This window comes from Duncaniella muricolitica (genome assembly GCF_910574735.1).
Lineage (GTDB): Bacteria > Bacteroidota > Bacteroidia > Bacteroidales > Muribaculaceae > Duncaniella > Duncaniella muricolitica.
The window spans coordinates 1-25,381 of sequence record NZ_CAJTCF010000065.1 but is presented as its reverse complement, the minus strand read 5'-3'; the positions used below and the strand labels follow the sequence as shown (position 1 = coordinate 25,381).

The following is a 25,381-nucleotide window of genomic DNA, read 5'->3' as shown; positions in this document are numbered from 1 at the left end:
GCGGAAAATCTCCGCATCTAAAAATAATTCAGAAAATAAACCATCGGTTGGCTCAGTTAGCGGCTTAGCCAAGACTGAACGACCTCAAATTTTACCGAATCATTGTCATATTCTATATTATAATATATGTATCCTGTCTTTCAAACGCACTCCCACCCTCCGATGTTCAGCCACGGCCCAATCTTTATAACCGCCGAAAATTATCATAAAAACGTTTGAATTTGCAAATCTAAATTATTAACTTTGCTTTTCAAAACACCATCTCCCGCAGTATGCCCACAACCTACTCACCCATAGACGAGTCATCCTACTCTGACTCAACCTCTTTTGACCCGGAGGAAATGCTCAATCCCCACGTCGGGACGACAACCTCCTCCGACCCACAGCCGACAACAGTCACACAACCCGTCCGGCCGGACACCGATACAGCCTCAACCGCCATCTCTCAACCCTGCGGGCAGGAGCCTACACGGACCGATGACACCACAACAGCCCCACCGGCCGCCCCCTCGCGTCCTGCATGGCTTGAGAACGTCATCGCATCAATCAGCGGCATGAGGATGTTCAAGTTTTTCGGCATCATACTGTTTTTCTTCGCAGCCTACACCTTCGTGGTGTCATGCTCTTACTTTTTCACTCTCGGTTCCGACCAGAGCGCGCTGCTCAACGGCGAGCTCAATCTTGACATGTATGAAAACGCCGGACGCCGCTTCGGCGCACTCCTCGCCCATACACTCATCTATGACTGGGTTGGTGTCGGAGCCTTTATACTCATCTTTTATCTCGGTGCGTGCGGACTCTCGATGATAGGCGTCTACCGCCCCGGATTCTGGGGCATGACCATGAGATGTCTGCTTTCCACGGTGGCAATATCCGTCGTGGCCGGACTCATCACCTACGAGATAGCATCGCCCGTCTACTGGGGTGGCATGCACGGCCAATTGCTCAATCAGCGGCTCATCGACTACACCGGCATATGGGGTGCCATAGCCGTAAGCCTTATATTGGTGTCGATGATGGTCATGCTGTATATCAACGAATTGCGCAACGGATGGTCTGTACTTAGCTCAGGTCTCGACGGCTATCGCGCCAAGCAGGCCGAGCGACGCGCCCGACGCGAATCACGACGCATACAGGAGGCCAATGAGGAGAACAGTCGTCTACGTGAAGAGAACGACCGTCTGCGCGCCGACCTTGCCGCTGCACAAGCCGCCGCAGCCTCAGCCGCCACTCAGCCGGAACCGGTTCAGCCCATTCAGCCGGTTCAGTCTGCTGCCGCAGTCATCGACCCGACACCCTCGCCGGCTCCGCAGCCTGTCGTTACCTCACCGTTACAACCCGCCGAGGCCCCGACTGCCGACATCCCCGCCGTAACCGATAGTGAGCCTACCGCCGACACAGATACAGACGAAACTGTCGACACATCCGACACGACCGACCACATTGTCGAAGACTCCGATGACATTGATTCGCCCCTCTTCCCATCGTCCGACTCCGACATCGAGCAGGAGACTGAACAGGAGACCGACACCGAGCCGCTCACCCCGCTCTTTGCCGACTCGCTTCCCGTCATCAACGACCCCGATGCCGACATAGTGGACCCGCGCGGACTCCCCCCCTACGACCCGCGCGCCGACCTCTCCAACTTCCGTTTTCCCGACATCGAACTCCTGCGCCCCGCCAAAGAGAGCGGTCCCAGCATCGACGTCCTGACCATGGAGGAAAACAAGCAGCGCATCATCAACACGCTCAAAAACTGCGGCGTGACCATCTCACACATCGAAGCCACCATAGGCCCGACCGTAACCCTCTATGAGATAATCCCGGCCGACGGAGTGCGCACCCGCTCCATCAAGAGCCTCGGCGACGACCTCCAGTTGCGTCTCGCCGCTCTCGGCATACGTATCATCGCTCCTATCCCCGCCAAAGGCACCATCGGCATCGAAGTCCCCAACAAGGACCCGCAGGTAGTGCCGATGCGCATGGTACTCGACAGCGAGACTTACCGCAACAACAAGATGGAGCTCCCCATGGCTCTGGGCAAAACCATCTCGGGCGACATATTCATGGCCGACCTCGCCAAGATGCCCCATCTCCTCGTGGCCGGTGCGACCGGCATGGGCAAGTCGGTAGGGCTCAACGCAATCATCGCATCACTCCTCTACAAGAAACATCCCGCCGAACTGAAGTTTGTGCTCATCGACCCCAAGCGCGTCGAGCTGAGCCTCTACCGCAAACTCGAGCGTCACTATCTGGCCGCACTGCCCGACGAGGAGGCCATCATCACCGACATGTCAAAGGTGGTGACCGTGCTCAACTCGCTCTGCATCGAGATGGACAACCGCCTCAAACTTCTCGAGAAGGCCGGCGCGCGCAACATCAAGGAGTATAACGAGAAATTCATAGCCCGACGGCTCAACATGAACAAGCACCGTTTTCTCCCCTACATCGTGCTGGTCATCGACGAGTTTGCCGACCTCATCATACGTCAGGGCAAGGAAATCGAAGAACCCGTGTCGCGCCTCGCAGCCGTTGCCCGCGCTGCCGGCATCCACCTCATCATAGCCACCCAGCGACCAACCGTCAACGTTATCACCGGCAATATCAAGCTCAACATCCCCGGCCGTATTGCCTTCCGCGTAATCCAGGGCAACGACTCACGCACTATCCTCGACCAGCTCGGAGCCAACCAACTGATAGGAAAGGGCGACATGCTCTTCTCCAACAACGGCAAACTCGAACGTGTGCAGTGTGCCTTCATCGACACACCCGAGGTGAGCGACATCTGCGACTCCATCGGCGAACAGGTAGGCTACACCGCACCCTACGAACTGCCCGAATACGTGCCCGAGGGCAACGACACCGCTTCGGTGGCCTCGCTCACCGACCGCGACCCGCTCTTTGACGAGTGTGCACGGTTTATCGTCTCGAGCGACACCGCCTCAACCTCATCGCTCCAGCGTCGTTATAATATAGGTTACAACCGTGCCGGCCGCATCATGGACCAGATGGAAGCCGCCGGCATCGTAGGAGCATCACAGGGCGGCAAGCCCCGCTCGGTGCTCGTCGACCTCATTTCACTCGAACGAATACTCGACAACAGATGAAACGCATCATAACCCTACTGCTACCCCTGCTGCTCTGCGCGCTCGCCGGCTCCGCGGCTTCCGCCTCGGGCGACATACTCGACCGTTGCGCCGCCAAAATCAAGAGTGCTCCAAGCCTCTATGTCACTTACACCGTCTCGGCCGACGGTCATTCGGCCGACGGACAGCTCGTGATACAGGGCGACATGTTTACCATCTCGTCGCCCGGCCTGCGCTCGTGGTATGACGGCAAGACCCAGTGGACCTACTCCTCGCAGATAGGCGAAGTCAACATCATCACCCCTACTCCCGAGGAAGTAAGCCAGATCAATCCCCTGGCCATCATCAAGACATTCTCCACCGCCTATACCTCTCAGCCTCTCAAAGCACCGGCTGGCAAGACTGCTGTCAGGCTCAAGGCCAAAAACCCCAAGGCCGACATCACTTCGGCCGACATCACCATCGACGACAAGACCCTCTATCCCACACGCATCACCCTCGCCATGACCAACAATCAGAAGGTGACGCTCGACATCCGCTCGGTCAGCACAGGCTCACGTCTGCCGGCCGACGACTTCCGCTTCGACTCACGACGCTTTCCCGGCGTCAACGTCGTAGACCTAAGATAATCTCTTACCCTAATCATCAATATTCAACTGTAAAAAACTTTAACAACAAAGCCATGTCAGACATCCAGACCCGCTGCCTCATCGTAGGCTCAGGCCCCGCAGGCTACACTGCCGCCATCTACACCTCGCGTGCCAACATCGCACCTCTCGTAATCGAAGGCATACAGCCCGGCGGACAGCTCACACAGACCACCGAAGTCGAAAACTTCCCCGGCTATCCCCAGGGTGTGCTCGGCTCTCAGCTCATGGACGACCTGCGCAACCAGGCTCTCCGTTTCGGTGCCGACATCCGTCCGGGCATCGTGACCCACATCGACTTCTCCAAGCGTCCCTTCATAGCCACCACCGACGGAGGTCTCACCATCGAGGCCCAGACCGTAATCATCGCCACCGGCGCGTCGGCCAAATATCTCGGTCTTGAGGACGAAAAGAAATACAACGGACTCGGCGTCTCGGCATGCGCCACATGCGACGGCTTCTTCTACCGCAAGCGCAAGGTTGCAGTAGTGGGCGGAGGCGACACCGCATGTGAGGAAGCTCTCTATCTCAGCAACCTCGCCTCGGAGGTATATCTCATCGTGCGCAAGCCCTTCCTGCGCGCATCCAAGGTGATGCAGCGTCGCGTCGAAGAGAAAGAAAACATCCACGTGCTCTTCAACACCAACACCGTAGGCCTCTACGGAGCCGAATTTGTCGAAGGCGCGCACCTCGTGGAGCATGTAGGCACCGAGCAGGAACGTCGCTACGACCTCCCCATCGACGGCTTCTTCCTCGGCATAGGTCACAACCCCAACACCGAGATATTCCGTCCCGAACTCGAATGTGACGAGCAGGGCTACATCAAGGTCAAGGGCCAGGGCACAGCCACCAATATCGAAGGTGTTTTCGCAGCCGGCGACGTAGCCGACCCCACCTATCGCCAGGCCATCTCGGCCGCCGGAATGGGTTGCAAAGCCGCCCTCGACGTCGAACGCTTCCTCACCGAGCAAGCATAGTGAAAGTTTAAAGTTAAAAGTTTAGAGTTTAGAGTTTAATTTTTATGCTCTAAACTTTTAACTTTACTATTCATAAACTTTAAACCACATAAACTTTAAACTCTTTGTCTGAAAGACAAATAACCCTTCGCGCTCTCGAGCCGATTGATGTCGACACGCTCTACCGCTGGGAAAACGACCCTGCCGTATGGGACGTCGGCTGCACGCTCGCGCCCTACTCGCGCAAACAGTTGTGGGACTATGTCGACTCCTACGACGGCGACATATACTCGGCCCGACAGCTCCGGCTAATGATAGCACTCCCCTCGGGCGAGACCATCGGCACCGTCGACCTCTATGACTTCGACCCGGCCAACTCGCGATGTGCCGTCGGCATCCTCATCTCACCCCCCTATCGGCGTCAGGGCTACGCGCTCAGTTCTCTCGAGATGCTGGCCGACCACTGTCGCCGCCACCTCTCGCTCCATCAGCTCTACTGCATAGCCGGAGCCGACAACCATCCGAGCCGCGCGCTCTTTGAAAAAGCCGGCTACACCATCTCGGGCCGCCTACGCTCATGGCTACGCTCATCCGGCTCCTACACCGACGCCTACCTCTACCAGAAAATGCTCTGACAGGAAAATACACCCAAGGGACAAAAGCCTCAAAAGCAACCTGAGTTTTCTATCCAACCTGACCATCGGTCATGAATGATGAATAGAAACTTTTGTTACTTCTGAGGCTTTTGTCCTTATGTATCCCTGTATGCTCAGTTTCTCTTTATCGTGTCGGAGAAAAGCGTGCGGTTGAGAAGCGAGCGGCCGAGGGTTATCTCGTCGGTATACTCAATTTCATTGCCCACCGACACACCGCGGGCAAGCTGAGTGATTTTCACATCCATATACGGAGCCAGACGCCTGTATATGTAATAACTGGTGGTCTCACCCTCCATAGTGGCACTAAGCGCGAGTATCACCTCGCTGATTTCGCCCGAAGCCACGCGCTCCTCAAGCGAATCAATCTCGAGCGACTCGGGCCCCACACCGTCCATAGGCGATATGATGCCACCGAGCACATGATACACACCGCTGTACTGCCCGGTGTTCTCAAAACTCATCACATCCTTGACATTCTCCACCACACACACCGTCGAGCGGTCGCGGCGGCCGTCGGCACATATCGGACACACATCAGTCTCCGAGATGTTGTGACACACCCCGCAATATCTCACGCCGCGACGCATGTTTATTATGGACTGGCCAAGAGCCACACCCACCTGTTCGTCGGCCCGCAGCAGATGCAGAGCCAGCCGCAGCGCGGTCTTGCGGCCTATTCCCGGCAGCCGCGACAGCTCTGTCACGGCCTCCTCCAATAACCTTGAGGCAAATTCCTGTTGCATGGCTGCAAAATTACTGTTTTTTTCTCTTTGACAACTCATCACACACCCATAAAGATTTGCGTTAATTGATAATTATGCCTAATTTTGCACTCTGAATCTGATTGGCATATGCCCATCATTCCCAACAGCAGTAACCGATAACAATGGAAATAATTCGCACAGTCGCTGAATTAAAAGCCAAGCTCGACGATGCCCGTTCACGCGGCACCATAGGACTTGTACCCACCATGGGAGCACTCCACGCCGGCCATCTATCGCTCATAGAGCGTGCCCGCCGCGAAAACGACACCGTAGTGGTGAGCGTGTTTGTCAACCCCACACAGTTCAACAACCCCACCGACCTCGCCACCTATCCGCGCACCGAGGAGGCCGACGCCGCGCTGCTTAGCTCGGCCGGTGTCGACTACGCTTTTATCCCGTCGGTCGACGAGGTGTATCCCGAGCCCGACACCCGCGTGTTTGACCTCGGCCCCGTGGCCGAAGTCATGGAGGGAGCCATGCGCCCCGGCCACTTCAACGGAGTGGCCCAGGTGGTCAGCAAACTTTTCCGCTTCACCGAGCCCACACGCGCTTATTTCGGCGAAAAAGACTTCCAGCAGATAGCTGTCATCCGACGCATGGCCGAGCTCGAAGGCTTTGACTCACTCGAGATCATCGACTGCCCCATCAAGCGCGAAGCCGACGGACTCGCCCTCAGCTCGCGCAACGTGCGCCTTACTCCCGAGCAACGCTCCATAGCCCCGGTCATCGCCCTCACCCTGCGCGCAAGTCTCATCAAAGCCCGCACCGCATCGCTCGCCGAGACACGCCAATGGGTAGTCGACGCCATCAACACCTACCCCTTCATGCAGGTGGAATATTACGAGATAGTCGACGCCCTGACCATGCAGCCCATAGCCGAATGGACCGACTCGACCCGCCCCGTAGGATGCATCACCGTATTCTGCGGCGACGTACGCCTCATTGACAATATCAAATATGAACGATAAATGACACTCGAGATACTAAAATCCAAAATCCACCGCGTCACCGTCACCGAGGCACGTCTCGACTACATAGGCAGCATCACCATCGACCGCGACCTGATGGACGCCGCCGGCATCCTGCCCGGCGAGCGCGTATATATCGTCGACAACAACAACGGCGAGCGTCTCGACACCTACGCCATCGAAGGCCCCCGCGGCTCGGGCGTGATATGTCTCAACGGTGCCGCCGCACGACGCGTACAGGTGGGCGACATCGTAATCATCATGAGTTACGCTCAGATGACACCCGAAGAGGCCACCACTTTCTCTCCCAAGGTCATATTTCCCGACACTGCCACCAACAGACTCATCTCTATATAGTTAACGGAGCGACGGGTTAAATTTAGGTCAACCTTGTTAACGCTGTCATTACTTCAGACTACTCCCTTAACTTCACTAACATTCTTAAAACCATAAGAGAAAATGTTTGAAAATCTAAGCGAAAGGCTCGAACGGAGCTTCAAGATACTTAAAGGCGAAGGCAAGATTACCGAAATCAATGTCGCCGAGACTCTCAAGGACGTGCGTCGCGCACTCCTCGAGGCCGACGTAAACTTCAAGGTAGCCAAGCAGTTTACCGACGAAGTCAAGGCCAAGGCGATGGGTCAGAACGTAATCAACGCCATCAAGCCGGGCGAACTCATGGTCAAGATAGTCCATGACGAGCTCGCCCGCCTCATGGGAGGCGACACAGCCCAGGTCAACCTCTCGGGCAATCCCACCGTCATCCTCATGTCGGGTCTGCAAGGCTCGGGTAAGACAACATTCTCCGGCAAACTCGCACGCAAGCTCAAGTCGGAGCAGGGCAAGCGTCCGCTGCTCGTGGCATGCGACGTATACCGTCCCGCCGCCATCGACCAGCTCAAGGTGCTCGCCGAGCAGATCGGTGTGCCCGTCTATACCGAAGACGGCAATAAAAATCCCGTCGAGATAGCCGAGAACGCCATCCGCCATGCCAAGGCCAACCATCTTGACCTCGTAATCATCGACACCGCCGGCCGTCTGGCCGTCGACGAGCAGATGATGCAGGAGATTGCCGCCATCAAGAAAGCCGTAAAGCCTCAGGAGACTCTCTTTGTGGTCGACTCCATGACCGGTCAGGACGCAGTTAACACCGCCAAGGAATTTAACGACCGTCTCGACTTTGACGGCGTGGTGCTCACCAAGCTCGACGGTGACACCCGCGGCGGTGCCGCTCTGTCGATACGCACAGTGGTGACAAAGCCCATCAAATTTGTGGGTACAGGCGAGAAACTCGATGCCCTTGACCTCTTCCACCCCTCGCGTATGGCCGACCGTATCCTCGGCATGGGCGACATCGTTTCGCTCGTCGAGAAAGCACAGAACGCATATGATGAGAAACAGGCCCGCGAGCTCCAGCGCAAGATTGCCAAAAACCAGTTCAACTTCAACGACTTCCTCCAGCAGATACAGCAGATCCAGAAGATGGGCAATCTGAAGGAACTCGCCTCAATGATACCGGGTGTCGGCAAAGCCATCAAGGACATTGACATCGACGACAACGCCTTCAAGGGCATTGAAGCCATTATCCGCTCAATGACCGAAGAGGAGCGTCAGCACCCCGAGATAATCAACGGCTCACGCCGCAAGCGCATAGCCAAAGGCTCAGGCACCGATATACAGGAGGTCAACCGCCTCATCAAGCAGTTTGAGGAAGCCCGTAAGATGATGAAAGCCGTCACAGGCATCAAAAATCCCATGTCCCTCATGCGAGGCATGCGCGGCATGCGCCGATAATACTCGGGCTATGCCCGAAGGTTATGAGGTTAATGTTTGCCCTATCGGGCAAAGGTTATGAGGTTATAAGGCTAATGATAGAAATCCCGGCCCGCCCTCATGACCACCCGTCAGCCTCATCTCCCTCCTCATAACCTTACAATCTTATCACCTTATAACCTTTGCCCGATAGGGCAAAACATTAACATTATAACCTTTGGCCGAAGGCCAAGTAAATCTATGACACTGATTGACGGAAAGAAAGTAGCCGACGACATCAAGCGTGAAATCGCGGCCGAAGTAGACAACATGGTTGCCTCGGGCATGCGTCGCCCCCACCTTGCCGCCATCCTCGTCGGACACGACGGCGGCTCCGAGACTTATGTAGCCAACAAGGTTAAAGCATGCGAAGTGTGCGGATTCAAGTCCACACTCATACGCTACGAGGATGACGTAACCGAGGACGAACTCCTCCGCGCCATCGACTCGCTCAACGCCGACCCCGATGTTGACGGATTTATCGTACAGCTCCCCCTGCCCAAGCACATCTCAGAGCAGCGCATCATCGAAGCAATCGACTATCGCAAGGACGTCGACGGTTTCCACCCCATCAACGTAGGCCGCATGTCGATAGGTCTCCCATGCTTCGTATCGGCCACTCCCGCCGGCATCATCGAGCTCCTGCGCCGCTATGACGTGCCCACCCGCGGTGCCAACTGTGTGGTGCTCGGACGCAGCAACATCGTCGGCAAGCCCGTAGCCTCGCTTATGATGCAGAAAGCCAACCCCGGCAACGCCACTGTCACCGTGCTCCACAGCGCGTCGACCGACATCAAGGAGAAATGCCTCGAGGCCGACATCATCATCGCTGCCCTCGGAAGCCCCGGATTTGTCACTGCCGACATGGTAAAACCGGGTGCCACCATCATTGACGTAGGCACCACACGCGTGCCTGACCCTTCGCGCAAGAGCGGTTTCCGTCTGAGCGGCGACGTCGACTTCGAGAACGTGGCCCCCAAGTGTGCTTTCATAACCCCCGTCCCCGGCGGTGTAGGCCCCATGACCATATGCTCTCTCATGAAGAACACTCTGCTCGCAGCTAAAAAAGAAATCTACAAATAAATAGTAGAATACAAAAGGTTTCAGAAGGACATAAGAAACAAAAGGAGATTGTTTTGATCAGCAGACCGTAAAATAAACTCTTTTGTTTCTTATGTCCTTCTGAAACTTTTGTATCCCCCCGTTTTTCTGACTTTTTATGACTGAGATACTACTGATATTATGCTCGCTGCTCATTCCCGCCGACCGGGCCGAGCTCCTATTTGCCGGTGACGCCATGCAGCATCAACGCCAGATTGACGCAGCCCGACGCCCCGACGGCTCGCTCGACTACTCTCCCTACTTTACAGCCCTCGAGCCATATATCAGTTCGGCCGATTACGCCGTGGTCAATCTCGAGACCCCGCTGGGAGGGCCGCCCTACTCAGGCTACCCGATGTTTTGCGCCCACGACAACTATGTAACCGCCCTGACCGATGCCGGCTTTGACCTCATGCTCTCGGCCAACAACCACATACTCGACCGACATGACCGCGGAGTCCTGCGCACCATCTCGACCTTTGAAGCCATGGGCGTGCCATGGCTGGGCGTATATCGCGACGCGGCCCACCGCCACGAGCATATGCCCTTCATCCGCCACATCAACGGATTCAGAATAGCATTTCTCAACTACACCTACGGCACCAACGGCATCGAGAAACGCTCACCAATCGAAATAGACTACATCGACCGCGACCTCATGGCCCGCGACGTCGAGCAAGCACGCAGCCAAGGGGCCGAACTGATAGTGGCATGCATACACTGGGGCGACGAATACCGTCTCCTTCCCAAAAAAGCACAGCGGTCACTGGCTGCCTATCTCGACTCGCTCGGAGTGGAAATGATTATCGGCGGACACCCCCATGTAATCCAGCCCATGGAACTTACCGAGAGCAAACACACAGGCCGACCCGTGCTGACGGTCTACTCGCTCGGCAACTTTATCTCGGCCATGCGCACCACCGACACCCGCGGCGGTGCCATGGTGCGCGTAGTGCTCGGTCGCGACACCGATGGCCGGGCCCAAATCAAGTCGGCCACCTACCGCATGGTCTTCGTTCAGCCGCCTGTCAACCGTGGCGACAACTTCAGACTGCTTCCAAGCGAAAGCGACAGCCTGCACCACTCGATGCACTCACGGCGCGACGCTTTCGTGCGCAACGCACGCGCCATCTTTGACCGCCACAACATCAATGTACCTCTCGACACCACAGCCATATTACCAAGATGATGAAAACACGCCTGACTGATAACACATTTACCTTCCTTACCCTGCTCCTGCTTATTGCCATCGGCTTCTTTATTGTATCACATTTCACCCCTCTGCACGCTGATGACTACAACTATCACTTCATCAACTCGCCCGAAGAAATACGCAATGTAAATCCCTGGCCCAGATTCATGAGCTTCTATACCGACAATTTTGCCGGAGTAGCCCGCATAGTACCTCACATGTTTGTGGCCCTCTTCACCGACATCACCGGCAAGGGTATCTTCAACATCTTCTCCACTGTCGGATTCATCCTGCTCTGCTATCTCCTTGCCGCCGTAGCCACTCCCGACAAAAGACTGCGTCTGCCTGTCACACTGCTTGCCGCCACCCTCATATGGTTTGCCATTCCGGGAGTCTTTGAGGCGTGCCTGTGGATGGCCGGAGCATGCAACTATCTGTTTGTCGCGATTATAATACTTGCATTCTACCGCTCCATTACGTCCGACAGCCCTCATGTCACCCCCTTGTGGAGCCTTCCGTTATGGTTTGCATTCGGCTTTCTCACCGGCTGGACCAACGAAGGTTTCACCACAGGTCTCAGTGCAGGATGCGCCCTCCATTACATCGTGCTCCGACGCGACAAACTCAATGCGCGGCGTATAGCCATGCTCTCGGGCCTGCTGGCCGGCACACTGCTTATATGCCTCACTCCGTTCAATCTCTATCGATTCATAATAGGCCACAGCGGTGACTTCTCCCTGCATGCATCACTCATGTCCATATTCTCCTCACTGTCATCAATGACAAATATCCGCATAGCCTTTCTGCTCGTCATTATGGCCGTCTTACTCAAAGTGTCGCGACATGTGACAAAAACCGAGACACGTGACTTCATCAAAAAACACTCAATCATCATCACCGCATGGGTGGTGTCATTTGCCTTCATCGTAATGGCGGGTCACACCACGGGCCATTCACGGTTTCCGACCGAATTTTTTGCCCTCATACTGCTTCTTTCAGTTATATGCCGTTTCTTATCGGCACGTGCCGTAAAGATTTCATCACTATCAGGCGGCATAGCCATGGCAATATCATTCATAGCAGTCATCCCACACACCAAGACCAACTTCGACTCATTTGAAGATATGCGCCGTCAGATAATAGCAGGCGACACCATCATCACGTCCGACAATATCTATGGCAACAGCTACACCTCACGATACTCGTCGACAATTACAAAAGCTATGTACAATCGCCCGCTCTCCGAATCAAAATATATCGTGTCATACTACGACGGCACACCGGGCGCAATCATACTCACGCGAGCCATATACAGCATGCTGACAAATGCAGATACTACCCGGACAAACCATCTGATTGACCCCGATACACGTTCCACATGGGTCGAAATCACAGGCCGGCCAATACCGGCCAAGGCCACACTGATATTGCATCCCGTCAATCCTGACAACCTCAATTTCATTGAACGGATGCTGATGCCCCACATGGACCGATACAGAATGAACAGCTACGAGACCTCCGACTTTACCACCCTCCAACTTGACGGACGACACTGGCTCGTGATAAAAGAATATCCATTTCTCACACCACGCATCAAAGAGGTGAAAATCGGGCTTGACTAAGAGAGGGACCCCACTTGCACTCCCGCCTTCACATCTCACTAATCGAGAAATATATAAAAATAGCGTAGGACGACCTCGCGGCCCCCCTACGCAGCTTACACATAGTACTTAACGTCAGTGGATTTTTGTGTTATATCTTGTAATTGTAGAAGTTTCTTACACCTACAAAATTATAATAACTATTCCAAAATTCCAAATTCACGTAAATTTTTTCACACTTATTTAATCTAATGAATAGCTCGACGTTACTTACAATTATTAATTATCGCCCGATTATGTGAAAATATTCCCATATTATTTTATTTATTCACCTTGTAAAAATTACAATTTGACACATTTGTTAAAATTTCCTAAATTTTATATATTACTTCTGATTACCAATATCTGATAATATTTCGTATCTTTGTGAAAAACATAACACCAATCATAATCTTATGAAATCATCCATTCACGCTATCATGCTGACAATCGGGCTAATAGCACCGACCGCAGCCAATGCCGACACTATTACGATGCGAATGTCCGACATCAATCCCAAGACTGTTATCATGCCGGAGATATACGGCCAGTTTGCCGAGCATCTCGGTTCATGCATATACGGAGGCCTGTGGGTAGGCCCCGACTCACCTATCCCCAACACTTCAGGCTACCGTAACGACGTGCTCCAGGCCCTGCGCGATCTCAAAGTGCCCGTAATGCGATGGCCCGGAGGATGCTTTGCCGACGAATATCACTGGCGCGACGGCATAGGTCCGGCCAAAGACCGCCCGACACAGGTCAACAATAACTGGGGCGGCACTGTCGAGGACAATTCATTCGGAACACACGAGTTTTTCAACCTCTGCGAACTGATCGGATGCGAGCCCTATCTGAGCGGCAACGTGGGAAGCGGCTCGGTCGAAGAGCTCGCTCAGTGGGTCGAATATATCACAGCGGCCGAAGGCCCCATGGCACGTCTGCGCAAAGAGAACGGACGCGAGAAGCCCTGGAAACTCAAATATCTCGGAGTAGGCAACGAAAGCTGGGGATGCGGAGGCAACTTCACCCCCGACTATTATGCCAACGTCTATCGCCGCTACCAGACCTACTGCCGCAACTTTTCAGACAACAGACTCTATAAGATAGCATCGGGCGCAAGTGACTATGATTACGACTGGACCGACGTCGTGATGAAAAAAGCCCACTCCCATATGGACGGAATTTCGCTCCACTACTACACTGTGGCCGGATGGGACGGTTCAAAAGGCTCGGCCACCGACTTCACTCCCGAAGATTATTACTGGACTATGGGCAAATGTCTCGAAATCGAACCCGTAATCGAGAAGCATGCCGCCATAATGGACAAATACGACGCCAAGAAACGTATCGGTCTGCTCGTCGACGAATGGGGCACATGGTGGGACGTGGAGCCAGGAACCAATCCCGGACACCTCTATCAGCAAAACACCATGCGCGACGCCATGGTGGCCGCTCTCTCGCTCAACGTATTCCAACGTCATGCCGACCGCGTGAAGATGGCCAACATCGCCCAGGTGGCCAACGTGCTCCAGTCGATGGTGCTCACCCGCGGCGACAAAATGGTGCTCACACCGACCTATTACGTATTCAAGATGTACACCCCTCACCAGGGTGCCACCCCGATACCTCTCGACGTGGCCACTTCAAGTATGCGCGTGCGTGACAACCGCCACATCGACATGCTCCAGGCCACAGCCTCGCAGAAGGACGGACGCATAGCCGTCTCGCTCACCAACCTCAGCCTCGACACACCCATGGAGGTAGAGATACCCACCGACGGCAAGGCCCGCGACATCCAGGGCTCCATACTCTCGGCCGCCTCGATTGATGACTACAACGACTTCGGACAGCCCGAAAAAGTCACACTGCGCCCCTTTGACGGAGCCAAGTCCGGCAAAAACGCCATCAAAATGACCCTGCCCGCCAAAAGCATCGTCACAATCACATTCGCACTCTAAGATACAGAATAGATACAAAAGTTTCAAAAGGACAGAAGAAACATAAGTTTTTTTGAATTAAAGACTCTGACAAATTAAACGACAGGAGTTACAGGAGATTATTAATTTAACTCCTGTAACTCCTGTCGTTTATTCCTGAAAAAACTTATGTTTCTTCTGTCCTTTTGAAACTTTTATATCTATTCCAGAGGGAGCTTGTTGAGCTGCTCTATGTAGTCGAGCAGTTCATCGCGGCCTCGGCCCGTCTCACTCGATGTCAGAAATATCGGAGGCAGTTCCTCCCACGTCTGCAAGAGACGGTTGCAATACTTCTCAACATTGCGGCGGCCCGCATCATTGCCCAGCTTGTCGAGCTTGGTAAACACTATCGCAAACGGCACACCGTTCTCACCGAGCCAGTCGAAAAACTCAAGGTCAATCTTCATCGGCTCATGGCGTGAGTCAATGAGCACAAACAGGTTGGTCATCTGCTCGCGTCCGAGTATATATCCGCGTATCATCTTCTCGAGCTGCTCGCGCTGCTGCTTGCCGCGAAGAGCGAAACCATAACCCGGCAGATCGACTATATACCACTCCTCATTGACAAGAAAATGATTTATAAGCAGAGTCTTTCCGGGCGTCGACGACGTTTTGGCCAGCTTGCTGCGGCCGGTCAGCATATTAATGAGCGACGACTTGCCCACATTACTGCGTCCGATAAACGCATACTCATGACGCATCTCACCCGGACACTTGGTGTGGGTAGCGTTGGATATAGTGAAACGTGCAGAATTGATTATCATAATCTTTTTTTACAGTTATTCAAAAGTTCAGTCCATGACGAGACTCCCGGCAATGGCAAGCTGTCAGCCCGGCCCCTTTCGGACGCAAGTCCGAAAATAACCTTATAGCCTCACAACATTATGACCTCATAACCTCATAACCTCATAACCTTATAACCTTTTGCCCGAAGGGCAAAATTAATCAAGCATGAGGCTGATCATGGGTCTCACGGACGGGAAACGCATCACATCGCCGATTTCAGTCGATGAGAAAGCGATATCGGCCAGCACATCAACCGGCACATCGAGGTCAAGCCGCCCCTTATAGGCGTCATCGACCGTACACTTGCCTCCCTTCACGATATAGACATGCGAATTGACCTCGGGCAACAGACGGTCAGTGACACGTATGCGCGACTCCCACTGCGGATGCTTGCGGGCCACAGCCTCGAGCAGCATACCCGCATTGACCACACGGACCATGCCGCGCGGCATCAGGCGTCCGCCCATCGTGTCGGTCGGACGACCAAGCAACAGAAACGGCACCCCGGGATAACGCTTGCGCAAAGCTCTCAGAGCCGCCGTGCGCGAATCATCATCCTCGCCCATCACATCGGTGACAAGCAGCAGGTCGTCACGCTTCACGGCCCAGGCCATCGACACTATGCGCGGCCCGCGGTCCTCGTCATCGGCTCCGATGACCACAAAGTCACCGTTGTCACACTCCAGGTCGGCCTGTATGTTGTCAAAATCGCGCCGCGAATGTAATATGTAACACTCGCGCAGGTGCTGAAAACGGTCAAACGCCTCCCACACGTCATCGGCCGCGGTGTGCTCCATCTCATGATAGTCACCCTCGACAGGAAACGAATGCAGGGCCGTAAACCGTTGCTCCTTGGTGAAGAAAACGGTTGAGAAACCAAACCGGCGGTAGAAATAATACAACGCGCTGCGCGACGGTATGAGCACGCACATCACATCGCCCCTCGCGGCCGACGCCTCGAGAGCCATGCCCATAAGCTGCGACATATAGCCCTTGCCCCGCTGGGCACGTCGTGTAGCCGCTCCGGCTATATAACTCACCGGCAACTCGGCGTCCTGAAACGCCATGCCGTAACGCTGCAACAGCAGACTGCTTACGGTGACACCCTGCGGGTCAGTCAGCACCACAGCCTCATCGTCACTATATACACGGTCGAAATACATCGACACATACGCGCGCGAGTCGTTGAAACTCTCCTGCCAGATTTTTATAATATCATCTCTCTTGCTCATAGTAGATGTATAACAATGAAGAGGAGCGAGAAGTTAGATGATTTTTAAATGAATTTCACACACCCGGGCAAGTGGGTCGGGCGCATGGCTGACCATACAACCGACCCATCCGGGCTATAAAATCTTTTATCGAACAATTGAGGACTACGAAATCTGATGGGCCGGACGCAGCAGGTCATTGACTGTCTTGACGGGATTGAACGTCGAGATCGGCACTTCGACAAACACCGTATTCCAGTCGCTCATCGCGCCGTTCCACAGTCCGGGCAGCTCCATGGCGCGGAGCTCCTTGCCGTGGCTCGACTTCGACGAAATAAAGCCCGTGGCCGGGTCGACATACGACGGAAGGTCAAACTTCTTGCCGTGAACATCCTTGATGTAGCACACCAGATCGACCGGATTGAAGTGAGTGGCCGTAGCCATCATCTTCTTGTAATCCTCATTGGAGGGATCCACCTGATTGCTCTCGAGTATCTGAGGCGAAGCGGAGCCGTCGGGATTGACAGCTATAAACGGACCGCCGCCGGGCTCGCCCTCGTTACGCACCATGCCACACACACGCAGCGGGCGGTTGAGCTTACCCTTGATATACTCTACCAGCTCATCATCGGCCATGTCGTCAAGACGCGGGTCATCGATATTGAGCACAGTGCGCATATATTCCACCATACCCTTGAGATCAGAAGCGGTGTAGACTTTCTCCTCCAGAGCTATGAGGTCCTCCTCTATCTGGTCATGGATTTCCAGCAGCAGACCGCCGAGTATCTCCTTATATTTAATAGTGTCGCCGCGCCGCGCATCAGGCACCACATTGTCGATGTTTTTGATAAACACCACCGCGCTCTCTATGTCATTGAGATTCTGTATGAGCGCGCCGTGACCGCCGGGACGGAACAGCAGATGACCGTCCTCGCGGAAAGGAGTGTTGTCGGGATTGGCGGCGATAGTGTCGGTCGAAGGCTTCTGCTCGCTCATCGACACAAAAAACTTCTTGCCGGTGCGGGCCTCGGCCTGAGGTATCACCTCATCGAGCTTGGCCTGGAAAATAGCGCGGTGATTGGCCGAAACGGTGAAGTGAAGATACACCTCGCCCTTGGAGTTGGCCGCGGTCTGCGCGCCCTCGGTCAGATGCTCCTCCACAGGAGTGCGCGACCCTTCGGGATATGAGTGAAACTTAAGCAGACCCTTGGGCAGACCGCCATAGTTCATGCCGTCGGCATTGACGATAGCCGCTATGACATCACGGTTGCGACCCTCCTTGAGCAGCTCGCCGTAGCCCTTGCCGTAAAGACGGCCGCAAGCCTCGTCAAGCTCGGGAAGGAAAGGCAGTTTGTCGATACCGGCAATGAGCTGAGCCACGGGCGTACCCTCCTTAAGCTCGTCAGTGCCGCCGTCGACATACTCGAAGAGAGCCTTGAACATACGCGAAGCCGCACCCGATGCGGGCACAAACTTACACACCTCGCCGCCATGGCTCAGATATTCGTGCCAGCGGTCAAGAGCGGCCGCTGCCTCATCGTCGGTCAGACGAAAAATACCCGCGTCAACACGGGCTGTATCCTTGATTTTCAGATAGGGAAATCCGGTTACGAAACGCGCGAGCTGGGCCTCGGCCTCAGCCTCGCTGATACCTTTTTGAGCAAGTTGCTCTTTGTCTTCAGGTCTTAACATGGTATGTTATAGATGATGATAAGTTGATAAAATCTATTGTTTAAGCCTCAAAATTAAGCAAATTTTCCGAAAATACCTTATTGTTAATAACAAAATTTTTTACTACCTTTGCACCGCTTTTTAGCATCCCCCGTGTGATGGGAAATTAAGGAGCAAACAACAACACTTAATTTTGAGTAACACAACTATTTAAAAACAATCAGAATGAAGACATTCCAGCTCAACGCCGAGCCCCGTACCGACCTTGGCAAGAAAGCAGCCAAAAACCTGCGCAAATCCAACCTCATCCCCGTTGTGCTCAACGGCGGTGCAGTAATCGACCTCCCCTATGCCGGCACACTCAAGACCGGTGAGAAAATCGTAGAGATCGGCAACGGCAAGGGCCTCATCACCACCGACCTCGTGGTTAAGGCCGACGACGTGCGCAAGCTCATCTATACCCCCGACATCTTCGCTATCGAGCTCAATGTAAACGGCGAGACACGCAACGCCGTGATCAAGGACATCCAGTTCCACCCCGTTAAGGACAACATCCTCCACATCGACCTCCTCGAAGTATCTGACAAGAAGCCCGTAACCATCGAAGTGCCCGTCAAGCTCGAAGGTCACGCCGAAGGTGTGAAGGCCGGTGGTAAGCTTAACCTCTCGATGAAGAAGATCAAGGTTAAAGCCATCTACACCGAAATCCCCGAGCGCGTTGTCATCAACGTTGACTCACTCGGCCTCGGCAAAACCCTCCAGATCGGTGACCTCCACTTCGACGGTCTCGAACTCGTCAACGCCAAGAACGCCGTTGTCTGCGCCGTACAGCTCACACGTGCTGCCCGCGGTGCCCAGGCAAACGCTAAATAATATCTGAATTTAAAGCGTAAAAAAGTTTTCATACTTTTTTCAGGACACAAAAGTTTCAAAAGAAACACAAGGTTTTGTTCGGTTCCGGAAAAAACTTTTGTTTCTTTTGAGACTTTTGTCCTTTTCTATCCCCCACTCCACCACAATGAAATATCTCATCGTAGGTCTCGGCAACATCGGACCCGAATATGAATGCACCCGCCACAACGCCGGCTTCATGATAGCCGACGCCCTCGCCGACAGTTGCGGAGCCACATTCTCAACCGAACGATACGGCGACATAGCACATGCACGCGTCAAAAACGCCCAGCTCACCATACTCAAACCATCAACCTACATGAACCTCTCAGGCAACGCCGTGAGATACTGGAAAGAAAAAGAAAACATCGACATCGACAACATCCTCGTGCTCGTCGACGACTGCGCCCTACCCTTCGGAGCCATACGCCTGAAAGGCTCAGGCAGCGACGCCGGACACAACGGACTCAAAAACATCGCACAGATGCTCGGCACACAAGCCTATCCCCGCCTGCGCTTCGGCATCGGCAACGACTTCCCGCGTGGAGGACAGATAGACTACGTACTCGGCCAGTTCACCGAACAGGAATGTGAAGGCCTCACCCAACGCATCCCCGTCGCAGTCGACGCCATCAAGACCTTCTGCCTCGCCGGCATGCAACGCGCCATGTGCGACTACAATAATAAATAGAGGCTAACGTATAGAGGTTAAAGGTTGAAAGGTTAAAGTTGAAAGGTTAACCTCCGACTGTAGTATAGAACACACACAACCCTCCGCCGACCAAGCCTCCCCTTATAACCTCATAACCTTGCCACAAGGCAAAAAAATAACCTTATAACCTTTGGCCGCAGGCCAAATAACAACATGGAAGTACGAATTGACAAATGGCTTTGGGCCATGCGCATATTCAAGACCCGCACCGTAGCCACCGAAGCATGCAAAAAAGGGCGGGTACTCATGGGCGGAGTCGCCGTCAAACCCTCCCGCACCATCAAGGAAGGCGACATCATCAACGTCCGCAAGCCACCTGTAACATACTCATTCCGAGTCAAAGCCCTCGCGCAAAACCGGCTCGGCGCACGTCTCGTGCCCGACTACATGGAAAACATCACCCCCAAGAGCGAGCTCGACCTCCTCGACGTAGTGCGCATCTCAGGCTTCATAGACCGTCGCAAAGGCCTCGGCCGCCCCACCAAGCGCGAAGGCCGCGACCTCGCCGAGTTCACCGAATCACTCTCCGACGGCTGGGACTTCGACTTCCTCGACGATGATGACGACTACCCCAACGACACGCGATAGACCGACTTACCACACTTTAGTTTAGAAAAATCTTTTGTCGGGGACGTAACTTTTGGGCTTTTGTTGCATTTGATTATTGGGAAAAACACTTATCTTTGCCTCCGAAGTTTTATCTAAACCAAACATTTATCCATCAATGAAATTAAGCAAGTTATTCTCGCTGGCCCTCATGGCCGCAAGCGCGCTGTCAATGTCGGCCCAGGGCATTGAGTTCATGCCTCACGAGGCCCGTCTCCAGGATGCCATCGACAAGGCCAAAAAGGAGGGCAAAATGGTGTTTCTCGACTGTTACACCTCCTGGTGCGGTCCATGCAAGATGATGGCCAACAAGATATTCCCCACACAGGAAGTGGGCGACTTCATGAATCCCAAGTTCGTGTCGATTAAAATCGACATGGAGCAGGGCGAGGGCCCCGAGATCGCAGAGCGTCTGCAGGTCAACGCTTATCCGACCTTTGTAATCTTCAACAACGACGGCACCGAGGCCGCACGATTTGTGGGCGGCGGTGATGCCAAGGGCTTCATCAAGCGCGTCAACGACAATATAGGCGACAACGGTCCCGCGGCCATGGAAGCCCGTTTCAAGGCCGGCGACCGCGACCGTCAGTTTATGCTCGACTACCTCGAATATCTCGGCAAGGTCTATCGCTCACAGCAGGCCAACGTTGTGGCCGAGGCCATGCTCGAGGGCCAGACCGAGACTTTTGCCTCTGACACCACTCTGTGCAAGGTCTTTGTGAAATATATCACCAATCCCTACGCGCCCTCGTTTGTCTACGCTGCCAAAAACCGCGAGTCGATGGCTTCGCTGCTCGGCGAGAAAGTATATAACGATAAAATCGGCAATGTGCTCAACCGCTACTCCCGCTCCATCGTACGTAAGAATCAGAACGGCGGCTTTACTCTTGACCAAAAGAAGCTCGACGACTTCATCGCTCTCATCAAGGAGTGCAACATCCCGCGCCCCGAGCACTATCGCCTCAACACTCTCATGAGCTATGCCGAGCGCAACGGCGACTGGAACGCTTACATGGATGCCATGGAGAGCTATATGGCCGACAGTTCGCTTGACATGCCCGACATGACACTGAGTTTCAAGTCGGCTTCGCTGATCGAGAAGTGTCAGGACCAACAGGTGCGCGCACGTATTAAAAAAATCATCCAGGCTCGCGTCGACGACATCAAGTCGGGTCGTCGCACTGACCAGACACTCCCCGCAGGGCGTCAGAAACAGACTCCTCTCGAAATGCTCGAACACAACCTTCAGTCACTCAATTAGAAATTAGAGATACAAAAGTCTCATAAGGACAAAAGAAACATAAGTTTTTAGGAATAAACGATAGGAGTACAGGAGATAAATTAATAATCTCCTGTACTCCTGTCGTTTTAATTTGTCAGAATCTTTAATTCAAAAAAACTTATGTTTCTTGTGTCCTTATGATACTTTTGTATCTCTATACTTTCAGTCTCCGATTTTCCTCGTGTCGATGGTGAGCACGTCCGCGCCCGAGGTATCGTTGTAGATCTGCAGGCCAAAGACAGGAGCCGTGACGGCTATATGCTCAAAGAGCGCGCTCTGGATAGCCTCGTAGGCTGTCCATGCCGTGGTGGATGTAAAGCACCATATCTGAAGCGGTATACCGTTGTCGGTCGGTGCCATCAGGCGCACGAGTATCTGCCGGTTCGACGATATGGACGGATGACCCAGAAGCCATTCACACAAATAGGCGCGATAGAGTCCCAGATTGGTATCGACAGTGCCGTTGACAGTGGCCAGTCCGGGGTCAAATATCGGATGGCCGGCAGCCTGCACCTTGTCGACATAAGTCTTGAGTTCGGGAAACTGTGCCACCATCTTTTTGATAAAATCGGGCGTTGTCTGAGTCACCGAATAGATGTCGACAAGTATCGAGCGGGCTATCTGACGCACACCGCTGTCGCTCATGCCGCGCCAGTTCTGAAACGACCCCGAGATGAGAGTATAGGGAGGAAGTGTCACGATGGTGTTGTCCCAGTTTTGCACCTTGACGGCCGTCAGCGACACATCGATCACGATGCCGTTGGCGATGGTTGATGGCACCACAATCCAGTCGCCCACGCGGAGCATATCGTTTTGCGACAGTTGCAGACCGGCTACGAGTCCGAGTATGCTGTCTTTGAATACAAGCATCAGCACGGCCGCAAACGCGCCCAGCCCGGTGAGAAGTGCCGCGGGAGACTTGTCGACTATGATTGCCACACATATTATGGCGGTGATGACCCACAGAATGCCTATCACGGTGTCGAGGATGCCGCGGATGGGCAGATTTTTGGTGTTGCGTTCCTTGTCAAATCTCAGCCATGCGAATGAAAGCACCGAGCATATGGCCATACACACCGTAACGGATATATAGACCAATAGGGCCCGTATTATTATGGTATTGAGTACCGAGTCGCCAGTGAAGGCAAACGGCAGCAACGCGAGAATCACAAGCGGCGGCACTATGCGGCAGCAGCGTATCAACACATGTTTCTCTTTCAGATCGGCTGCGAGCTGAGGCGAACGCACGTCAACAATCTTGCGTATCAACAGTCGTATGCCATAGCTCAGAAGCCAGCCAAGAAGCATGGCGGTGACTACGATTATGGCCACATAGATGATTTCCTCGGTCATCTTGTCTTTCTCAAGGCCTACAATATCAAGCAGCCTGTGGATGTGTACAAGCAGCCATTGCGCTACTTTGTGTGAGGGGATGATTTCAGCTATAAGCATGGCTTTATCTCGTTAAAACGTGTATAATTTCAACAAGACAAGAGATACAAAAGTTTCAGAAGGACAGAAGAAACAAAAGCATTTTGATCTTATGACAGAAGTACAAATCAAAAGACAGGAGTACAGGCGATTATAACTCCTGTACTCCTGTCGTTTTATATTAAGACTTTTGTTTCTTCTGTCCTTCTGAAACTTTTGTATGCTTAGCGCACTACGATCTTGCTGACCTTCGAGCCCTGGCGGCGGATTACCACCTGACCGGCTGCTGGCTCATTGATGCGAACACCCTGAAGGTTGTAATATTCTACCGGGGCGTTGTCGTCATTGTCAATCACATCCTCGATGGCACTCGAACCGCTATCCTTGATTTTAGGAATTACACCACCAATAAATATCTGACTTACGCTTGCCATATTGCTCCACTGACCATTGCTGTAGGTCTGAAATGAACTATTATATGACACAACGAATCTGACAATCAGCTCATCTCCGTTTTTGCTCAATTTACTATTGGTCTTATTTGGCGTCGGAGTTACATTCTTGATGCGTATTGACTCAACTCCGTTTTTGGAGAATGTGATGTAATCGGCCGGGGCTGTATATTTACCCAACTCATTTATTGTTATAGTATTACCGACAACATTGCTATTACCACCATTTGTATCGGTAATCGTAAACGAATAGTCGGATCCACCCAAAAAGTTCTTGATGGTATAAGTATCCGTCCCATTGTTTACAACCTGATAAGTGCAAGTACCCCTCTCGGTGTAGCCGATAAGACCTGTTAACGGTGTAGTTACAGATGAGCTTGTGCCGGTTCCAGTGCCGGTTCCAGTGCCTGTGCCGGTTCCAGTGCCTGTGCCGGTACCAGTGCCGGTGCCTGTGCCTGTGCCTGTGCCACCATATGTATAGATGCCGAATGTTATGTCTGACTGAGCATTAACACTAAATGCCATGAATGCAGTTGCAATAAGAGTAAAAATTTTCTTCATAAGCACTGTTTTGTTGTTTATTGTGATAAAATTTTTGGTTTAGACCTATAAAGTGATAGTAGTTTAGCTCAAAAACATGCTAAATTTATTTAACAAAAGCAAATATACGAATAAAAATTACCACCCCAAATTATTTAACCAACAATAACAAATATAAACCTATGTTAATGTTTAACATAAGTGATAGTTGAACCTTCAACAGTGAGGCGACGTGCGTCGGCAAGATGAGGAGTGACCTCGGAGAGCGATGCAGGATGATAGCGCATGGCTGCCGAGACGGGATAACGGTTAAAGAAAGGGGCACTATGGAGATATAGGTCAATGGAGGCAACTTGCGGGGCCGCAAGGACACGATGGTAATACTGTATGATTTTGTCGGTAGTGCGTGGAAGTACTTTGACACCAATTTTGTCGGGATCAGGATCATTGAGTCGCAGTATGGCTATGACATGCCATCGTGGCGCAGAGTCGGCCGAGGCGCGTTCGTCGGGCGTAGAGCGGTGGCTTATGGTCAGTTTGCGTCCGTGGGCTATATTGATGCTGTGCATGAGGCTACGAAACAGCGGGCCGTGGGCCGAGGTGTCATGCAGTCCGTTGTAGTGTATGAAATAATGTATCATCTCGTGGATGATGGTGTCGTCGATGGTGTCGGGTGCGAGGTCGAGACGGGTGGAGATGCGCAGCTCGAAGTCAGTGTGCTCTTTACGTCCGTCGGGCAGCGTGATTACCTGTGATACGCATTGTCCGAGATAGGTCTTGGCATTGCTCAGCCTTATGGGTATGCGCGGCAACCGTCCGCGGAATATAAGTCGGTTGTAGTGGTCAAATTTCGTAACTACTCAGGTAGGTATGCCGTACTCATATTATGACGAAACAATAGCAGCTTAACGTTCAATTATCACTTCGCATTTGACGCTCATAAAAGCTATTGAATATCAAGAAAATAAACATTATTTTACTTGCATATTTGTTTTTTTTTT

General features: G+C 53.2%; 21 protein-coding genes and 1 pseudogene. 15 read left to right on the top strand and 7 right to left on the bottom strand.

The annotated features are described in order from the left end of the window. Positions 1-272: 272 nt before the first annotated feature. The 4 genes from QGT73_RS13200 to QGT73_RS13185 all read left to right on the top strand — a co-directional run bounded on the left by QGT73_RS13200 (position 273) and on the right by QGT73_RS13185 (position 5,324). Positions 273-3,107, top strand: coding sequence for an FtsK/SpoIIIE family DNA translocase (locus tag QGT73_RS13200; RefSeq protein WP_280122724.1), 2,835 nt, complete (start codon positions 273-275; stop codon positions 3,105-3,107). Beyond that, entirely contained in the window at positions 3,104-3,715 is a 612-nt protein-coding gene (lolA1, locus tag QGT73_RS13195) for an outer membrane lipoprotein periplasmic chaperone LolA1 (protein ID WP_280122723.1), read from the top strand. Before QGT73_RS13200 ends, lolA1 begins: the two co-directional genes overlap by 4 nt. A 53-nt stretch (positions 3,716-3,768) precedes the next feature. After that, entirely contained in the window at positions 3,769-4,710 is a 942-nt protein-coding gene (gene trxB, locus QGT73_RS13190; RefSeq protein ID WP_280122722.1) for a thioredoxin-disulfide reductase, read from the top strand. 104 nt (positions 4,711-4,814) lie between these two features. Further along, positions 4,815-5,324 carry a GNAT family N-acetyltransferase gene (locus tag QGT73_RS13185; RefSeq protein ID WP_280122721.1) on the top strand — a complete coding sequence of 170 codons (510 nt, stop codon included), beginning with the start codon at positions 4,815-4,817 and terminating at the stop codon, positions 5,322-5,324. A 134-nt stretch (positions 5,325-5,458) separates the two neighbouring features. Here the strand turns inward: QGT73_RS13185 and recR are convergent, their stop codons facing one another. Then, positions 5,459-6,088, bottom strand: coding sequence for a recombination mediator RecR (gene recR, locus QGT73_RS13180; RefSeq protein WP_280122720.1), 630 nt, complete (start codon positions 6,086-6,088; stop codon positions 5,459-5,461). A 143-nt stretch (positions 6,089-6,231) separates the two neighbouring features. On the opposite strand from recR, the gene panC reads away from it, so the two are divergent. From panC to QGT73_RS13145, 7 genes are all read left to right on the top strand, one after another. Then, complete coding sequence (gene panC / locus QGT73_RS13175; protein ID WP_280122719.1) at positions 6,232-7,077, top strand: pantoate--beta-alanine ligase; 846 nt, start codon at positions 6,232-6,234, stop codon at positions 7,075-7,077. After that, on the top strand, positions 7,078-7,434 hold the full coding sequence (gene panD, locus QGT73_RS13170; RefSeq protein ID WP_280122718.1) for an aspartate 1-decarboxylase: 357 nt from the start codon (positions 7,078-7,080) through the stop codon (positions 7,432-7,434). A 102-nt stretch (positions 7,435-7,536) separates the two neighbouring features. Further along, positions 7,537-8,871 (top strand): signal recognition particle protein, encoded by a 1,335-nt coding sequence (gene ffh, locus QGT73_RS13165; protein WP_280122717.1) that lies wholly within the window; start codon positions 7,537-7,539, stop codon positions 8,869-8,871. 219 nt (positions 8,872-9,090) lie between these two features. Continuing rightward, entirely contained in the window at positions 9,091-9,972 is an 882-nt protein-coding gene (gene folD / locus QGT73_RS13160; protein ID WP_280122716.1) for a bifunctional methylenetetrahydrofolate dehydrogenase/methenyltetrahydrofolate cyclohydrolase FolD, read from the top strand. A gap of 136 nt (positions 9,973-10,108) precedes the next feature. Then, positions 10,109-11,179, top strand: a complete 1,071-nt coding sequence (locus tag QGT73_RS13155; protein WP_280122715.1) for a CapA family protein — start codon at positions 10,109-10,111, stop codon at positions 11,177-11,179. Beyond that, the gene (locus tag QGT73_RS13150; protein ID WP_280122714.1) at positions 11,176-12,804 is read left to right on the top strand and encodes a DUF6056 family protein; all 1,629 of its coding nucleotides are present in this window, start codon (positions 11,176-11,178) and stop codon (positions 12,802-12,804) included. The genes QGT73_RS13155 and QGT73_RS13150 overlap by 4 nt, the downstream gene beginning before the upstream one ends. Positions 12,805-13,238: 434 nt before the next feature. Then, the gene (locus QGT73_RS13145; RefSeq protein WP_280122713.1) at positions 13,239-14,780 is read left to right on the top strand and encodes an alpha-N-arabinofuranosidase; all 1,542 of its coding nucleotides are present in this window, start codon (positions 13,239-13,241) and stop codon (positions 14,778-14,780) included. A gap of 179 nt (positions 14,781-14,959) precedes the next feature. Here the strand turns inward: QGT73_RS13145 and yihA are convergent, their stop codons facing one another. The 3 genes from yihA to QGT73_RS13130 all read right to left on the bottom strand — a co-directional run bounded on the left by yihA (position 14,960) and on the right by QGT73_RS13130 (position 18,487). Further along, positions 14,960-15,562 (bottom strand): ribosome biogenesis GTP-binding protein YihA/YsxC, encoded by a 603-nt coding sequence (yihA, locus tag QGT73_RS13140; RefSeq protein WP_123617225.1) that lies wholly within the window; start codon positions 15,560-15,562, stop codon positions 14,960-14,962. Between the two features lie 177 nt (positions 15,563-15,739). Next, positions 15,740-16,816: a GNAT family N-acetyltransferase gene (locus tag QGT73_RS13135; RefSeq protein WP_280122712.1), complete on the bottom strand. Its 1,077-nt coding sequence runs from the start codon at positions 16,814-16,816 to the stop codon at positions 15,740-15,742. Positions 16,817-16,960: 144 nt separating this feature from the next. Beyond that, positions 16,961-18,487 (bottom strand): DUF4301 family protein, encoded by a 1,527-nt coding sequence (locus QGT73_RS13130; RefSeq protein WP_280122711.1) that lies wholly within the window; start codon positions 18,485-18,487, stop codon positions 16,961-16,963. A gap of 204 nt (positions 18,488-18,691) precedes the next feature. Between QGT73_RS13130 and QGT73_RS13125 the strand changes: the two genes are divergently transcribed. The 4 genes from QGT73_RS13125 (at position 18,692) to QGT73_RS13110 (ending at position 21,936) form a co-directional block, all read left to right on the top strand. Beyond that, entirely contained in the window at positions 18,692-19,339 is a 648-nt protein-coding gene (locus tag QGT73_RS13125; RefSeq protein ID WP_280122710.1) for a 50S ribosomal protein L25, read from the top strand. Between the two features lie 145 nt (positions 19,340-19,484). Continuing rightward, positions 19,485-20,048 (top strand): aminoacyl-tRNA hydrolase, encoded by a 564-nt coding sequence (gene pth / locus QGT73_RS13120; RefSeq protein WP_123617221.1) that lies wholly within the window; start codon positions 19,485-19,487, stop codon positions 20,046-20,048. A 174-nt stretch (positions 20,049-20,222) separates the two neighbouring features. Further along, positions 20,223-20,657: an RNA-binding S4 domain-containing protein gene (locus tag QGT73_RS13115; protein WP_280122709.1), complete on the top strand. Its 435-nt coding sequence runs from the start codon at positions 20,223-20,225 to the stop codon at positions 20,655-20,657. 136 nt (positions 20,658-20,793) lie between these two features. Continuing rightward, complete coding sequence (locus QGT73_RS13110; protein ID WP_280122708.1) at positions 20,794-21,936, top strand: thioredoxin family protein; 1,143 nt, start codon at positions 20,794-20,796, stop codon at positions 21,934-21,936. A 183-nt stretch (positions 21,937-22,119) separates the two neighbouring features. On the opposite strand, the gene QGT73_RS13105 is transcribed toward QGT73_RS13110, so the two are convergent. The 3 genes and pseudogenes from QGT73_RS13105 to QGT73_RS13095 form a co-directional block, all read right to left on the bottom strand. After that, positions 22,120-23,409: a mechanosensitive ion channel family protein gene (locus tag QGT73_RS13105; RefSeq protein WP_280122707.1), complete on the bottom strand. Its 1,290-nt coding sequence runs from the start codon at positions 23,407-23,409 to the stop codon at positions 22,120-22,122. Between the two features lie 203 nt (positions 23,410-23,612). Further along, on the bottom strand, positions 23,613-24,365 hold the full coding sequence (locus QGT73_RS13100) for a hypothetical protein (protein ID WP_280122706.1): 753 nt from the start codon (positions 24,363-24,365) through the stop codon (positions 23,613-23,615). Positions 24,366-24,565: 200 nt separating this feature from the next. Next, a pseudogene (locus tag QGT73_RS13095) lies at positions 24,566-25,219 on the bottom strand (SprT-like domain-containing protein); the annotation flags it as partial. Positions 25,220-25,381: the final 162 nt, after the last annotated feature.